Origin of the sequence: Dyella silvatica (genome assembly GCF_026283955.1) — a bacterium.
In the GTDB taxonomy this organism is placed as follows: domain Bacteria; phylum Pseudomonadota; class Gammaproteobacteria; order Xanthomonadales; family Rhodanobacteraceae; genus Dyella_C; species Dyella_C silvatica.
Map to the genome: position 1 here is coordinate 1 of NZ_JAPDPE010000113.1, position 17,440 is coordinate 17,440.

Annotated in this window: 4 protein-coding genes; all 4 read left to right on the forward strand. The window is 66.6% G+C overall.

Annotated features, from left to right (window positions below):
- Nucleotides 1–1,081: non-ribosomal peptide synthetase (locus OUZ52_RS18385; RefSeq protein WP_266159986.1), on the forward strand; the 1,081-nt coding region annotated here is incomplete at its 5' end.
- Nucleotides 1,081–10,167, forward strand: coding sequence for a non-ribosomal peptide synthetase/type I polyketide synthase (locus OUZ52_RS18390; protein WP_266159987.1), 9,087 nt, complete (start codon nt 1,081–1,083; stop codon nt 10,165–10,167). The genes OUZ52_RS18385 and OUZ52_RS18390, both read left to right, overlap by 1 nt.
- Nucleotides 10,164–17,273, forward strand: coding sequence for a non-ribosomal peptide synthetase (locus OUZ52_RS18395; RefSeq protein WP_266159988.1), 7,110 nt, complete (start codon nt 10,164–10,166; stop codon nt 17,271–17,273). The genes OUZ52_RS18390 and OUZ52_RS18395 overlap by 4 nt, the downstream gene beginning before the upstream one ends.
- Nucleotides 17,255–17,440 (forward strand): hypothetical protein (locus OUZ52_RS18400; protein ID WP_266159989.1); only part of this gene is annotated, 186 nt, incomplete at its 3' end. The genes OUZ52_RS18395 and OUZ52_RS18400, both read left to right, overlap by 19 nt.

The window sequence follows — 17,440 nt, forward strand, 5'->3', positions numbered from 1 at the left end:
CGAAACCCTGCATGCGTCGCTGCGCGATGCGATCTTCAAGCTCGGGCTCGATGCCGACCTGCACAACATCTACGGCCCGGCGGAAACCACCGTCATGCTGTGCGACCACCACTGCAAAGCGGGGCAAGACGAACACCCGGTGCCGCTGGGCCGTCCCATGGCGCATACCGTGGTGCGCATTCTTGACCGCGCGCTGCGCCCGGTCGGCATCGGCATCGAAGGCGAGCTCTATCTCGGCGGCGCGCAGGTAGCGCGAGGCTATCTGGCGCGCCCCGAACTCACCGCCGAGCGCTTTATCGACGACCCGTATGGCCAGCCGGGCGATCGGCTGTACCGCAGCGGCGACCGTGCCTGCTGGCGCGAAGACGGCGCGCTGCTCTTCCGTGGCCGTACCGACAATCAAGTCAAGCTGCGCGGCCAGCGCATCGAGCTGGGCGAAATCGTCGCCGCCTTGCGTACACATCCACGCATCAGCGAAGCCGTGGTCGACATGCGTGGCGACCACCCAACCCAACAACGGCTGATCGCCTGGTGGGTACCCCGTGCGCCCGGCGACACACTCGACCTCGATAGCTGGCGCGACGAGTTGCGCGCCTACCTGCTGGCACGCCTGCCAGCCTACATGCTGCCGGCGCAATTCGTACGTCTGGATGCCTTGCCGCTAAGCCGTAACGGTAAAACCGATCGCGCCGCCCTGCGCGAACCCGACGATGCGGCCCAGCCAGCCGCGGTGCCCGCGCGCACGCCGCTGGAGGCCGAACTGCTCGATTACCTGCGCCATACCCTGCAGCTGCCGGTCAACAGCATTACCGACAACTTCTTTGCCATCGGCGGTCAGTCATTGGCCGCCGCGACCCTGGTGACCTGGGTGCGCCAGCACTGGCAGATCGAGCTGACCTTCAAAGCATTTCTGCAAAACCCCACCGTCATGCATTTCGCAGCGGCGATCGAAGCCGCCCAGCACAACGGCGGCAACCGCCCACCCCACGACGCCATCCAGATCCTGCCGCGCGAGCAGCGCCGGGTCAGCCGCACCAAGTTGGCCGAGCAGGCGCTGCACCGCGATGAGGCCTTTAGCTGATGAATGCCCTGACCGATATGCCGTCAGACGATCGTGATGTGTTTCTGTTCCGCGCATCTTCCGCGCAGCAGCGACTATGGCTGCTCGACCGTCTCAGCGAAGGACGCAGCGGCGAGTACCTGATCGCCGGCGCACTGCGTTTGCAAGGCGCTCTCAACGCCGCCGCCTTGCAAGCAGCGCTCAACGACTGCATCGCCTTGCACGAAAGCCTGCGCACCTCGTTTGCCGAGGTCGATGGCACGCCATGGCAGGCGGTTGAACCGGCACTGACGGTTGCCTTGCAACAAACCGATCTGCGCCAGTTACCGCCCGAGCAGCGTTGGCCCGAGGCCATGGTGCAGCACGCCGCCACCGAGCCGTTCGAGCTAAGCCACGCGCCACTGCTGCGCGCGTTGCTGCTGCAGCTCGATGGCAACGACTGGCTGTTCGCGCTAACGATTCATCACCTGGTTTGCGACGGCCCCTCGCTGGCGCAACTGATAAACGATATCGCCGCCGCGTATGCCCATCGCATCGACCCCGGCCAGGCCGCACCCGCCATGCCCGGCGTGCAGTTGGCCGATTATGCGGAATGGCAATGCCGGCAACTGGATACGCCATCGATGCAATCGCGCCTGGCCTATTGGCAACAGCGTTTGCACGATGTTCCCGATCTGCAGCTGCCACTGGATTATCCGCGGCCAGCGATCCGGCGCGCCCAAGGCGCCCGGGTAGCTTTCGAGCTGCCGCGATCGGTGCGCGATGCGTTGATGCAGACGGCACGCCGATACGTCACCACGCCGTTTGCACTGTTGCTTGGCGCGTGGGGGGTCACCCTGGCGCGCTGGAGCGGGCAACACGATTTTGCCATCGGTACACCGGTATCCGGCCATCACGACGTACACATGCCCGGCGCGGTCGGCTTTTTTGCCGAGACCGCCGCCTGGCGTTTCGACATCAGCGACGACACCGACGCCGAAACCCTATGGCAGCGCACACGCGAGAGCTGGGCCGAAGCCTTAAGCCATAGCGGCGTGCCGCTGGACCGGCTGCTCAACCGCCTCGACCGTGGCCTGATTCGCGATCGAACGCCACTGTTCCAAACGCTTTTTTCGCTGGCCCCCGCGCTGCCTTTGCCTGCCCTGCCCGGCTTGCATGCCGAGCTGGTGTCGCTACCGATCGGCCAGGCGAAAACCGATGTATCGCTCGAATTGAATGAACACGGCGACGCCTACGCCGGTGTGCTGGAGTACGACCGCGCGCTGTTCAGCCTGCCACGCATCGAGCGGCTCGCCGCCTATTTCCAGGATGTATTGACCCGCTTGCTCAGCGAACCGCAGCGCCGCTTGCGCGATCTGCCGCGGCCACCGACCGAGGCGCCGACACACCCACTCACGGTATCGGCCGCCGCTATCGCCACCCCGGCCGCCGCCGGCGATATCACCCAGCACCCGCTATATCTCAGCGTGCGCGAGGTATGGCGTGAGTTGCTGGGCGACGTCGCCATCGATGAACGCAGCCATTTCTTCGAGATAGGCGGCCATTCGCTGCTGGCCGCTAAGGCGGTCGCGCGCCTGCGCAAAAAACTGCAACGCGACCTGCCCATGGCCGCCCTGTTCGATGCACCGGTACTGGGCGATCTGCTCGCGGTTCTGGATAACACGGCTCAACGCCATGCCGACGAAGTGCCGGTCACGGCCACGGCGGCGGCGCGTACCGATCTGCATCCGCTGTCGCCGGCGCAAGCGCGGCTGTGGTTTATCCAGCAACTTGAACCGGACAGTAGCGCCTATCACCTGAGCGGCGCGGTGCAGATCGATGGCGATTTACACGTTGACGCCTTGACCCAGGCGGTGCAGTTGCTGCGCCAGCGGCACGACATCCTGCGCACGCGCTTCATCGATGAAGGCGGCCGTCCGCTACAACACATCATGCCGTTGCAGCCGCTGCTGCTGGCGCCGGAATCGCTGGAATCGCTTAGCGAGCCCGAGCAAGACATCGCCCTCAAACGCATCGTTGCGCAGCTGGCAAAGCAGCCGTTTGAGCTAAGCGCAGCCGCACCGCTGCGCATGCAACTGTTGCGGCTGGGCCCGCAGCGTCACGTGTTCTGCCTGGTGCTGCATCACATGCTTGCCGATGGCTGGTCGATCGATCTGCTGTGGCGCGAACTCGGCGAGTCGTATCGCTTGCTGCGACAGGGGCAGCCACCCGCGCTGCCCACGCTGCCGCTGCAATACGCCGACTATGCGCGGTGGCAACTAGGCATGCTCGACGGCGCGACCGCACAGCGGCAGATCGAAGCCTGGCGCAGCGAACTTGCCGACCTGCCCACCCTCGAGCTGACTACCGACTGGCCGCGTCCGGCGTTTCCCGGCTCGGCCGGTGCGCAGCTGAGTTTCAGCCTGTCGTCGACGGCCATCGCCGCCTTGGACGGCCTCGCCCGCGCCACCGGCGGTACCCGCTTCAGCGCCAGCCTCACGGCATTTGCCGTGCTGCTGGCGCGCTGGAGCGGACAGCATGATTTCGCCATCGGCGTGCCGGTATCCGGTCGCGATCACGACAATGTCCACGAACTGATCGGCTGCTTCGTCAATGTATTGCCGATCCGCGCCGAACTGGCCGACGCGCGCAGCTACGCCGCGCTGGCGACTCAATTGCAGCAACGCTGCCGCAGCGCCTTCGAACGCCAATCGCTACCCTTTGAACGGCTGTTGCAGGCACTGCGGCCAGCGCCCGATAGCAGCCGACATCCGTTGTTCCAGGTGCTTTTCAATTACCTGAATACCGAGATCCGCGCGACCTCGGCCGACGGCTTGCACATGCAGCCGCTGGCGCTGGACAGCGACGCCGCGCAATTCGAACTGGCGGTGTATCTGGAGGATGCCGGCGACACTATCCGCTGCAACCTGGTCTATCGCACCGAGCTGTTCCACACCGCAACCATCGAGCGCATGGCGCACGCCTTCCGCAGCTTGCTGGAAGCCGCCGCCAGCGATGCGGATTGGGCCGACGTCGACATGGTCGATGCTGCCGACCATCGCCAGCTGGATGCCTGGAATGCCACCGCGATCGACTACGGCCCTGCCAGCACGCTGGATGCGCTGATCGCGGCGCAAGTGCAACGCACCCCGCAGGCCTGCGCCATCCGCGCCGAAGATGGCGAACTGAGCTTTGCGCACATGCTCGAACAGGCCGACCGCCTCGCCGGCTCATTGCGCGCGCTCGGCGCCGGGCCCGGCCGCGTCGTCGCCGTGCTGTTACCGCGCGGTGTCGATCTGCCGGTCGCCTTGCTGGCGGTGCTGCGCGCAGGCGCCGCTTATCTGCCGCTGGATATCGAACTGCCGCCGGAGCGCCTGAGCTTCATGCTGGAAGATGCCGCGCCGCTGGCGCTGATCGCCGATCCAGGCAGCCATGACTGGCTGACCAGCGACCTGCCCGTGCTCGCCCCCCGTGGCCATCGGCATCGCGCCGCGCCAGCGGCAGGCAGCACGCATGCGCCCGACGACATCGCCTATGTGATCTACACCTCCGGCTCTACCGGCAAACCCAAGGGAGTGATGGTGCCGCACGCCGGTATCGTCAATCGCCTGCACTGGATGCAAGCCGAGTACGGCCTGGCCACGCACGACCGCGTGCTGCAGAAAACCCCTTGCGGTTTCGATGTGTCGGTATGGGAATTCTTCTGGCCCATGCTTAGCGGCGCCAGCCTGGTCATGGCGCGCCCCGGCGGCCATCGCGACCCTGACTACCTGGCCCAGACGATCGAGCGCGAAGGCATCACCACCGTGCACTTCGTGCCGTCGATGCTGGATATCTTTCTGAGCACCGCCGAAGCGCAGCGCTGCGCGCCGTTGCGCCGCATCTTTACCAGCGGCGAGGCACTCAGCCCACAGCTGCGCGATCGCTGCCTCGACTTCGCGCCGCAGTCGCAACTGCATAACCTCTATGGCCCTACCGAGGCATCGGTCGATGTCACCTACTGGCCCTGCCTGCCGCAACAGCGCGGCGGCCCGGTGCCGATCGGCATGCCAGTCGCCAATACCCGCAGTCATGTGCTCGACCAGCGCGGCCGCGAAACGCCGATCGGCGTACCCGGCGAAATATGCATTGCCGGCGTACAGGTTGCCCGTGGCTACCTCAACCGGCCCGAACTCAACGCCGAACGTTTTGTGCGCGATCCGTTTGTCGCGCACAACGCCAGCATGTATCGCACCGGCGACCATGGCCGCTGGCATCGGCAAGGCTGGATCGAGTATCTCGGTCGCCGCGACAACCAGGTCAAATTACGCGGCCAGCGCAGTGAACTGGGCGAGATCGAAGCGGCGCTACGGCAACACCCCGCCGTTCGCGATGCCATCGTGCTGCTGCTGGGCGAAGGCGTCTATGCCCACCTCGACGCTTATGCGCTGGTCACCGCCGACGCGCCCGACGGCAACACCCTGCGCGCCTTTCTCGGCCAGCACCTGCCCGCCGCGATGGTGCCGACGCGAGTGCTGCCGCTGGCGGAGTTTCCGCTGACCAGCAGCGGCAAGACCGACCGCCGCGCGCTGGCCGCGCTGTCCCCGGCCAGCGCCGGCGAGCCGGCCGCCGCATCACGCCATACACCGCCAGAGCATGCCAGCCAGCGGCAGATCGCCGAGATCTGGAGCGAGGTGCTCGGCGTCGCCCAGGTCGATAGCCAGCGCAGCTTTTTCGAAGCCGGCGGCAATTCGCTGCTGCTGGTGCAAGTACATGCACGGCTCAAGCATTGTTTCGATCCGCCGCCGAGCTTGATGGATTTGTTCCGCTTCCCGACGGTGGCGGCACTGGCCGCGCATCTCGACGGCGCTGGCGCTCCATCCGTCAACCACACCGTGCGCGTTCAACCCGTTAACGAGCCCATCGCGATTATCGGCATGGCCGGCCGTTTTCCCGGCGCCGGCAGCGTCGAGGCCTTGTGGCAGGCCTTGCTCGAAGCGCGCAGCGGCATCCGTGAAGTGACTCGCGACGAGGCGCTCGCCGATGGCGCCGACGACGCCTTGCTGGCGCATCCCGCGTATGTGCCCTATGCCGCGCCGCTGAACGATATCGAAGCCTTCGACGAAAAGCTGTTTGGCTACAGCCCGGCCGATGCGGCCTTGCTCGATCCGCAAGGTCGGCTATTACTGCAATGCGCCTGGGAGACGCTGGAGCAAGCCGCGCTCAATCCCGCCCATCGCGACGCCGACAAGCCAGAGCCGCGCATCGGCGTGTTTGCCGGCGCCACGCTAAGCACCTATGCCTTGCACACGCTACGCGAACAAGCACGGGTTCCCGGTCAAGATCAGCGTGTCTTGTTCGCCAACGACAAGGATTACATCGCCAGCCGTATCGCCTACAAACTCGGCTTGAATGGCCCGGCCATCGGCGTGCAAACCGCCTGTTCCAGTTCCTTGGTGGCGGTGGCCCTGGCTGTCCATGCCCTGCGCCACGGCGAATGCGATGTAGCCCTGGCCGGCGGCGCATCGGTCAGCGTGCCGCATCGAGTCGGCTACCTATATGAAGAAGGCTCCATCCTGTCGCCGGATGGCCGCTGCCGCGCCTTTGACACCGACGCCGGCGGCACCGTCGGCGGCAATGGCGTTGCCATGGTGGCGTTAAAGCGCTTGTCGCAGGCGCTGGCCGACGGTGACCCGGTGCGCGCGGTCATTCGTGGTATCGCTACCAATAACGATGGCGCCGACAAAATCGGCTTCACCGCTCCCTCGGTCGGCGGGCAAGAAGCGGTGCTGCGCGCCGCCCTGGCCGACGCCGGGCTCAACCCGGCCGACATCGGCTATATCGAAGCCCATGGCACCGGCACCCGGCTTGGCGACGAAGTCGAACTGACCGCGCTGGCCGCGGCATTCGGTAACCACGGCCAGCCCTGTTTGCTCGGCTCGCTGAAATCCAGCATCGGTCATCTCGATGCGGCAGCCGGCGTGGCTGGGCTGATCAAGGCAGCACTCGCGGTAGAGCGCGGCATGGTGCCGGCGACCTTGCATGTGCAAACGCCGAACCCGCTATTGCAAAGCGAGGCCACGCGTTTCCGGCTGGCCACCGCGACCACCGCCTGGAGCGATCAGCAACAGCCGCGCCGTGCCGGGGTCAGCGCCTTCGGTATCGGCGGCACCAATGCCCATTGCATTGTCGAACAACCGCCGGCACGCCGCAGCATCGCGATGGCCCAACCACAGGCCCAACCGCAGGTATTGCTATTGTCGGCCGCCGACCCGGCGGCACTACGACGTCAGCGCGAACGCCTTGCCGATTGTCTGCAAGCGTCGTACTTGCACGTGCAAGCCGATGCCGAGTTGGCGGCATTGGCGTGGACGCTGCAAAGCGGTCGCCGCGCCTTGCCATGGCGGCAGGCATTTAGCGTCAAACATATTGCGCAAGCGTTGCCGCTATTGCGCGAAAGCGCCTTGCCCACGGCAGCCGCTGCGCAACCGCGGGTGTATTTGCTGTTTCCCGGCCAGGGCAGCCAGAGCGCGGCCATGGGCGCCGAACTGTACGCCGAGGATGCGCGCTTCCGTGCCAGCGTCGATGCCTGCCTGGCGCTGCTGCCGCCAACCTTGCGCGAGGCGGTGATTCGCAGCAGCTTCACTCGCGCCGTTGACGACGAAGCCAAGGCCTGGCTGCAACGCACCGACATCGCCCAGCCCGCTTTATTCATCGTCGAATATGCCTTGGCGCAATGGCTGCTCGCCTGTGGTGTACAACCTGTCGGCCTGCTCGGCCATAGCCTGGGCGAACTGGTCGCGGCCACCATCGCCGGGGTGTTTTCGCTCGAAGCAGCGTTGCCGCTAGTGATCGCCCGCGGCCGCCTGATGCATGAGGCGGCGCCCGGCGCGATGCTGCAGGTATCGCTGCCGGCGCACGAGCTGGCGGCGATCTTGCCAGCCCAGCTGTGCATTGCCGCGATCAATACGCCACAGCGCACGGTGGTTGCCGGTGCGCAAGCCGCCATCGATGCGTTCGCCGCCGAACTGCAAGCGCGCGATATCGAGGCGCAATCGTTACGCGTCGCCCACGCGTTTCATTCGCCATTGATGTCCAGCGCGGCACAGGCCTTACGCGAACCGCTGGCGGCAATCACCCCGCAAACACCCACGCTGCCCTTGCTATCCAATCTCAGCGGCGACTGGATGGACAGCCAAGAAGCGCTCGACCGATGGCGCTGGGTGCGCCAGATCGAGCAGCCGGTACGTTTTGCCGAAGGCTTGCAGCAACTGGCAGGCACCGACACCGTGCTGATCGAAGTCGGCCCCGGCCGCACGCTGAGCGCGTTTGCGCGCGAAGCCGGGCTGAACTGCACCGCGATGTTGCCGAGCCACAGCGGCGACGCCGCGCAGCAGGCCTTGCTGCATACCCTGGGCGTTTTGTGGCAGGCCGGTTGCCAGGTGAACTGGCAACGGCTGCATGGCGAGCAACGACCGGTTCGGCTGGCGCTGCCCAGCTATCCGTTCGCGGCAAACCGGCATTGGCTCGGCGCATCGACAGCGACCGCCGCGCACCTGGCCATGCTGGACTGGCAACGCGCACCGTTGCCAGCGCTGCCCGGTGTGGTGCAAAGCGTGGCGCTGTTCGGCGACGACGATACGCTGGCAGACGCATTGGCGGAACGCTTCGCCGCGCTCGGGGTGTCGGCGCAACGCATCACCGCATTGGACGACTGCCAGCGCGAACAGCGGCTGGTCGTGCTGAGCCCGGATTTTCCACAACTACTGGAAATGGCGCGCCGGCTTGCCGGACATCCACCGGAACGGCTGATCATCGTCAGCCGCCACGCCCAGGACGACGGCGCGGCGACCGACGCCGATGCGGCCATGACCGCTGCCGCCGCCCTGGTCTTGGCGCAAGAGCAGCCCGAACTCGGCCTGCGCCAGATCGATCTGGCCGGTGCTGAAGATGCGCGCCAGCTCGCTGCCCTGGCCGCCGAGTGCCTGGCCGATGGCCCGGCCATCGTCTTGCTGCGCGACGCTGGCCGGCGCCTGCCGCAGGTGCATGCGCTGGCAACCCGGCCGCGTCTTGATGCCGCCCGCGCCACGGTGTGGCGCGATGCCGCCGTGGTGCTGATCACCGGCGGTTTCGGCCAGTTGGGCATGCACTTCGCCCAGCATCTTGCGCGGCATGCGCAGGCCCGGTTGGTCTTGCTCGGCCGTCATGCTCCGGCCGCCGACGACCCGCGATTGCAAATGCTTCGCCAGCTCGGCGCCGAGGTGCTGGTACTCAGCGGCGATATCGCCGCGGCGGGTGTGGCGCAGTCGGCGGTACGCGCCGCGATCGAACACTTCGGCGCCCTGCACAGTGTGATCCACGCCGCCGGCATCGCCGGCGCAGCCGCGCAGCGCCCCTTGCTGGATACCGGGCTGCACGAAAGCGAAAGCATTTGGGCGGCCAAACGCGAAGGCGTGCGGCAGCTGGCCGATGCCTTACACGGCGTATCGCTTGACCACGTGCTGTTGTGCTCATCGATATCCAGCGTGCTCGGCGGGCTCGGCTTTGCCGCCTATGCGGCAGGCAACCGCTGGCTGGAAGTATTCGCCGACGCACAAAGCCGTCGCGGCACCACACCCTGGCTGGCGCTGGCCTATGACGGCCTGCATCTGGACGACAGCCCGCCGCAGGGCCTGGCGCTGGATGCGCAGGCCAGCATCGAGCTGGCCGAACAAGCACTCAGCGCCGGGCTTAGCGGCCGCGTGCTGGCCCTGGCCGGCGATCTGCACAGCCGGCTGCAACGCTGGAGCCACGCGCCAGGCAACCCAGCGCTGCCACAAACCGCTACCCAGCTGGCCGAGCTACAGGCGACCATTCATGCCGATTACCCCGGCGATCCCTTGCAAGCCCAGGTCGCGCAATCGCTGGCCGCCACGCTGGGGCTGGCGCGAATCGGCCCCGACGACGACTTTTTCGCCCTCGGCGGCGACAGCCTCGTCGCCACCCGGCTGATCGCCCAGCTGCGTGCCGCCACCGGCCTGCCGCTGTCGGTCGGGCTGGTACTGCAAGCACCCACCGTGCGCCTGTTAGCCGCCACCCTCGCGGCCATGCTCGGCCATGTCGGCGCCGAAGACGAAAGCGACGAAGCCTTCGAAGAGGGCGTGCTATGAGCGCCGCCAGCAGTCCCAACCCCGCCACCGCGATCCGCCTGCTGGCCGAGCTGCGCGACCTTGGCATCACGCTGTGGAGCGAACAAGGCCAGTTGCGTTTTCGCACCCCCAAGGGCCAGCTGACGCCTGCGCTAAAAGAAAACCTCACGGCACATCGCAGCGAGTTGCTGGCGTTGCTCGACCGCACTCGCGACGAGCAAGCCATTCGCCGTCGCAGCCAAAACGGTCCACTGCCGTTGTCCATCCAGCAGCGAGCCGTTTGGGCGGCCGAACAATTCGGCGGCGCCCGCGCGTTCCTTATGCCTGGCACCTTGCAACTGGACGGCCTGCTCGACCCGCCGGCCTTGCAACGCGCGTTTCAACAGTTGTGCGAGCGGCATGAAGCGCTGCGCACCGCGATCCAGGTGATTGATGAGCAACCGATGCAAGTGGTGTTGCCCGCCGCACCCATCGCCTTGCCGCTGGTGGATTTGTCCGCCCTCGGCGGCGCTGCCCAGCAGGCCCGGCTCGAACAATGGCTGGCGGAGGAATCGTCGACCCCCTTCGAGCTCAGCCAGGCGCCCTTGCTGCGCCTGCGGCTGATCCGCTTGTCGACGCAACGGCATGTGCTGTGCCTGACCCTGCATCACATCATCGCCGACGGCTGGAGCATCGACATTCTGCTGCGCGAGCTCGACGCGCTATACCGGCCCGGCGGCAGCGCAGTTGCCGCACTGCCCGCGGCCCTGGGCTATGCCGACTTCAGCGTATGGCAGGCCGCCCGTCATGCAGCGCACGCAGACCAGGCCGATCTGACGTTTTGGCGGCAACAGCTGGCCGAGCTGCCGCCGCCGCTGGAACTGTCCTCGCGCCGGCTCGACGCCGGCAGCAAAAGTTTTGCCGGTGCAGCCGTCTATACCGAACTGCCCGCCGCCAGCTTGAGCGCGCTGCGCCAGCTCGCCACCCAGGCAGGCCGCACCCTGTTCGCCGCGCTGAGCACCAGCTTCGCCGTGCTGCTTTACCGCTACAGCGGACAGCGCGACCTGCTGCTCGGTGCCGCTATCGCCGGACGTGGCCAGCACGAACTGGAACACGTCATCGGCCTGTTCGCCGGGCGCCTGCCGCTGCGGCTCGAGCTCGATCCGCAACTCGGTTTCGCCGAACTGACCAGCCGCATCGGCCATCGCGTGGCGCAGGCATTCAGCCATGCCGAGGTACCGGCCGAGCGGATCATCGCCCAGGCACTGCCCGACAGCGAAAGCGGGCGCGATCTGTTTCAAGTGATGATTGCGCTGCAAAACGTAATCCGCAGCGAGATCCATCTCGACGGCTTGCAAGTGCAGCCGATAGCGACACCGCAGATCACCGCCAAATCCGACCTGGCGCTGGCGTTCGAAGAGCGCGATGGCCGCTTGCTGGTTACGCTGGAATACGCCACAGCGCTGTTCGAACCCGCGCCGATGCAGGCGATGCTCGATCATTGGCTGCGCCTGACCGAGGCCGCCGTGGCCGAGCCGCTGCGCCCGGTGGCGCAGTTGCCGATGCTCGCCGACGGCGAACGCGCAGCGCTGCTGGATTTTCCACGGCAGAATTCCCCGGCCTTGCTGCGCCGCCATCTATGGCATGTGTTTGAAGGCATTGCCGCGGCACATCCGGAGCGCACCGCGCTGAGCGCACCGCTGGGCTGGGATCAAGCGCAGCTGCGCCAGGTCAGTTATCGCCAGCTGCAACTCAAGGCGCAAACCATCGCCGCCGCCCTGCATGCCGCCGGCGTGCGCCGCGGCGATGTGGTCGCCCTGGCCGGATGGCGCTCGATCGATTTTGTCGAAGGCGTGCTCGGCATCGCCGCCAGCGGCGCCACCTATCTGCCGCTGAGCCCAGAGGCACCCGCCGCGCGCATCAGTGAGATGCGTCAGGACAGCGGCGCCCGCGTATTGCTCGGCAGCGATGACCCCGGCATGGCCTTTGCCGCGCTATTCCCGACCGCCATCGACCTGCGCGGGCTGCGGGTCGACGCGTCACTGCCAAGCCACGGCCAGCCCGTCGGTGCGGCCAGCGACCACGCGCATCTGATTTTCACCTCCGGCTCCACCGGCCGTCCCAAGGGCGTCGCCGTCAGCCACGCCAACATGATGCATTTCCTCGCCGGCATGGCGGATTTTCCGGCCGAGGCGAATTACCTGTGTTTCGCGCCGTTCGTCTTCGATGCCTCGATCCTGGAGATCTGGCTGCCGCTGCTCAAGGGCGCGCAGTTGGTGATCGCGCCACCGGGCCTGCCTGACCTCGACGCGCTGGCCCAGCTGATCGAAACCCAGCGTATCCAGGTTGCGGTGTTGTTCGCCGGCCTGTTTCAAAGCCTGTGCGAAGCACGGCCGCAAACGCTGGCCGCGATGGATCATTTGATCAGCGGCGGCGACCGCGTATCGCTGAGCGCGGCGCGCGCGCTGTTCGCCTGCGAGGGCAAGGTCCGTTTGTATAACGGCTACGGCCCGACCGAAACCACCATCGTGGCGACCATGCACCGGGTCTCGCCCGCCGATCTCGGCATGCGCGCCCCCAGCGTGCCGATTGGCGGCCCGCTCGGCGCCAGCCGCCTGTATGTACTCGATGCATACGGCGAGCTGATGCCGCATGGCGCCATCGGAGAGCTGTATATCGGCGGTGACGGTGTCGCCGCCGGCTATATCAATCAGCCGCAGTTGAGCGCCGAGCGTTTTATCCACGATCCGTTTGCCGGGACCGCCGATGCGCGGATGTATCGCAGCGGCGATCTGGTGCGCTGGCGCGACGATCGCACGCTGGAATTCCACGGCCGTGCCGACCGCCAGGTAAAGATCCGCGGCTTTCGCATCGAACTGGCCGAAATCGAAGCGCATATCAGCGAACACCCCGCGGTGGCCCAGGCCCTGGTCGAGCCACAAGAGCTGGATGGCCATAAGCAACTGGTGGCCTATGCGGTGGTAGCTCCCGGCGCGCAACTGGACGCGCAGCAACTGCACGATTTTCTGGCCCAGCGCCTGCCCGACTACATGGTGCCGCACGCCCTGCTGCCGCTGGATCATCTGCCGCTCACCGTGAACGGCAAGCTCGACCGCAGCGCCCTGCCCAAGCTGTCATCGCGCAGCGGCCAGGCCGAGCCGCTGCCGGACAACGAAGCAGCCCGCGCGCTAAGCAGCGTGTGGTGTGCGTTGCTGAAGGTCGAGACCGTCAGCGCCGATGACAATTTCTACCATCTCGGCGGCGACTCGATCATCGCCATGCAAATGGCCATGCGTTTGTCGCGCCTGGGCTGGGATATGCAAGCGCAGGCCTTGTTGCGCAAACCTACCCTGCGCGCGCAGCTAGGCCTGCTCAAGCGGCGTCGGCAGAACATGGCGCGGCGCGTGCATCAGGGGCCATTGCCACTGACCCCGATCCAGCAGTGGTTTTTCAAGCTCAAGCTGCCGCGGCCACAGCATTGGAATCAGGCGGTGCGGCTGGCGCTTGACCCGGCGCTGCTCGAACGCCTGCCCGCCGCGCTGGCCCAGCTCGAACGCAACCACGATGCCTTGCGCCTGCGTTTTCAGCACGATGAACAGGGCTGGCAGCAGCAACTGAGCCCGCTACGCGAACACAGCCTATTGCAACGTCATCGCGTGGACAGCAACGAACAGGCGCAAGCGTTGATCGACGCCGCCCAGCAAAGCCTGGATCTACAGCACGGGCCGGTGTGGACAGCGCTGGTGCTGGAATCGCCGAGCCAATGGGCATGGCCGCACTTGTTGCTGCTTGCTCATCATCTGGTGGTCGATGGCGTCTCCTGGCGAGTGCTGCTGGAACATCTCAATCAAGCGCTGCACGGCGAGGCGCTACTCGAACCCGCGCTGGGCTATGCCGACTGGGCCGTGCATCTCGCCGCGCAGCCAACGGCGATGGCGGCCAGCGCAAAACCCATCGCCCTGCCACCGCTGCCCCACCCACATGGCGACGGCAGCGAAGCCAGCACCGAGGTGCTTAGCGCGGTGCTGCCAGCGGACTTCGCTAACCAGTTGCTGGGCCGCGCGAATACCCCGTTTCGCAGCGAGCCGACCGAGCTGATGCTGACCGGCGTGCTGCTCGGCTTGCAACGCAGTACCGGGCAAACCGCGCTCACCGTGGCGCTGGAGCGCCACGGCCGCGATGCCGGCGAGATCGACTTGTCGAGCACGGTCGGCTGGTTTACCCGTATCCAGCCGGTGCATCTTGAGTTGCCGTCACCCAGCCCGAGCGAAGCCGGCACGCTCGATCAGGCGCTGCTGGCGGTGAAACAAGCCGCGCGCAGCGCACCGAACCAGCTAGACCCGCACCCGACCCAGCAGCCTGCAGTCGCCTTCAATTACCTGGGACGGATCGATCACGCACTGCCCGTCGATGGCGCCTTGCGTGCCGTCGACGACAGCACTGGCGCATGCGTCGACAGTCAGGCGCAGCGGCCGTACGCCATCGAAATCGTCGCCAGTGCCGATGCCAGCGGCCTGCGTATCGACTTCCGTTTCAGCCGGCACCAGGCTGACCGCGCACAGATACAGGCCTGGCTGGAAGCCACCGTGCAGGCGTGCCAGACGCTGCTTGAGCGGTTGCACCAGGCAGGCGTCGGTGGCCGCGCGCCGTGTGACTTCCCGCTGGCAGGCATCGCCACCCAGGCATCGCTCGATGCCTTGCTTGCCGGTTGCCAGCTCGAACCCGCATCACTGACCGATCTGCTGCCGGCCAGCGCACAGCAACGCGGGATGTTGCTGGAAAGCCTGGCGCATCCCGGCAAGGGCATGCATGTGGAACAGTTCGTGGCGACCTTCGACGCCGCCTTCGACGCCACCGCGCTGGAGGCGGCCTGGGCGCGCTTGATCAGCCGTCACGATGCCTTGCGCACGCGCTTTGTCTGGCCCACGCAGAGCGAACCGCTATGCGCGGTTCTGGAAAGCTATCCGATCGCCTGGCGGCATCTAGACTGGCGCGCCGACCCGAGCGCCGACGACCCCAGTGCCAACGACCCCGGCGCCGACGACCGCCTTGGCGCGTGGCTGGATGCCGACCGTGCGCAAGGTTTCGATCATCAGGCGCCGCCGTTGCGGCTGACCAGCATGCGTCGCGATGAGCGGCACTGGCTGCTGATCTGGACTTACCACCATGCCTTGCTCGACGGCTGGAGCGTGGCGCGGCTGCTCGATGAAGCCATGCAAACCTCGCACCCTGACGATGCGCCGGCACACAGCGCGCGCAGCTATGCGAGCTGGCTGGCCGGGCAAGACCGCGACGAAGCCGCCGCGTTCTGGCAGGCCTATCTCGATGGCGACACCCTGCCGGCCCCGCTAGGCCAGCTCAGCGACGAACCGCAGCCAACTAGCGATGCCACCACAGCCAGCGTGATCGAATGCCAGCACCGGCTTGGCGCCGAACCGGCCGAACTGTTGCAGCAACTCGCGCGCCGGCACGGCATCACCCTGGCCCATGTCGCCAGCGCCGCAGTCGCCCTGCTGCAAGCCTGGGCATCAGGCCAGCGCGATGTCATCCACGCCACCACGGTGTCCGGTCGGCCGAGTGCGCTGGAAGGCAGCGAATCGTGGATCGGCCTGTTCATCAACAGCCTGCCGCTACGCATCGAGGTGCCGCCGCAAGGCGCGGCGTGGCCGTGGATGCAGCAGCATGTCGCCGAGCGTGCCATGGCCTTGGCCCCTTACGAGTGGTGCAGCGGCAGCGATATCCACCGCTGGTCCGGACGCGCGGCGGGCAAGCCATTAAGCGATGCCTTGCTGGTCTTCGAAAACTATCCGCGGCCCGCGCAAGACGCCGCCGCGACGCCGGTCACCACGGTGGCCGGGCACGGCGCGCGCACACACTTCCCGGTGACCTTGCTGGTGGTTCCCGAGCAGGGCTGGCGTTGCGAGCTCATCATGCATGCGGCGTATATGCCGCCCGCCGAAGCGAACAAATTGCTGGCGGCCTACGTCAGCATCCTGCAACAGCTGGCGCATGCCGACGCCGATATCGCCACCTTGCTCGCCGCGTTGCCCACACCGCCGCAGCGCTATGCACCGGCGCCACGGCGATTGCAGCCACCGCAATCGCCATTGCAGCTGGAACTTTGCACGCTGTGGGAAACCCTGTTCACTGGCGGTGCGATCGGCATCGATGATCACTTCTTCGAGCTGGGCGGACATTCCTTGCTGGCGCTGGATCTGCTGGCGCGTCTACGCCAGCGCTTTGGCCGCGAGGTTTCATTCGCGGCGTTCGTGCGCGAGCCCACGGTGGCCGGCCTGGCCGGGTTGCTCAGCGAACAAGCTGAGCAGGACGGCGAGCGTTCTAGCGCCCAACGCTTTATCGCCCTGGGCCATCACGGCACCCCGATCTATTTGCTGCCCGGTGCCAGCGGCAACCCGATGTCGTATCTGCCGCTGGCGCGCGCGCTGGACGGCCGCATGGCGCTGCAAGCGGGCCAGTCCGACCTGCACACCCGCGATGAGCAGCCGTCGATGGAACAACTCGCCGCCGAGTTCGCCGCAGCCATCGTCAAACGCCAGCCCAGCGGACCGGTGCATTTGGCCGGCCATTCGTTTGGCGCGGTGTTGGCGTATGCGATTGCGCAGGAACTACAGCAGCAAGGGCGCCGGGTCGCCAGCCTGATCGTGCTCGATCAGGCCGCCCCGGATGGCAGCGACCCGTTTGCCAGCTACGACGAGGCGGCGATGCTGGCCGCCATTGCCGAGGCGATGGCCGTCTATTTCGCCTGCGAACTCGACCTCGACGCAGCCGCATTGCGCGCGCTCTCCTCCGCGCAACGGCACCGCCGCATGCTGGAGCAATGCAAACAGGCAGGGATTTTCCCGGCCAGCACCGATGACTCGGTGATCGCCTCGCTGCTGGCCGTTTACCGGCGCAGCGCCGACGTATTAAGCGCCTACCGGCCAGCATCGTGGTCCGGCCCGCTCAGCTTGATCCGCAACGAGACCTGCGCTGACGACTCCAGCATGGGTTGGGATGCGTTGTGCCAACACATCAGCACTGCCACAGCCAGCGGCAGCCACATCGGCATGATCACCGACACGCATGTCGGGACGCTTGCTGACTTGATCGTCCAACTACAGGAGAGAACATGCGCGTCGGACTTATGACTCTAGGCAGCACTGGCGATCTGGTGCCGATGCTTTCACTCGGTATCGCCTTGCGCCAGGCCGGCCACACGCCGGTGCTGATCAGCTACGGCGTCTATGCCGAGGCGGCCGCCAGACACGGCATCGAGATGGCGCCGCTGCCGGGCGATCCGCGCATGCTGGTGGCC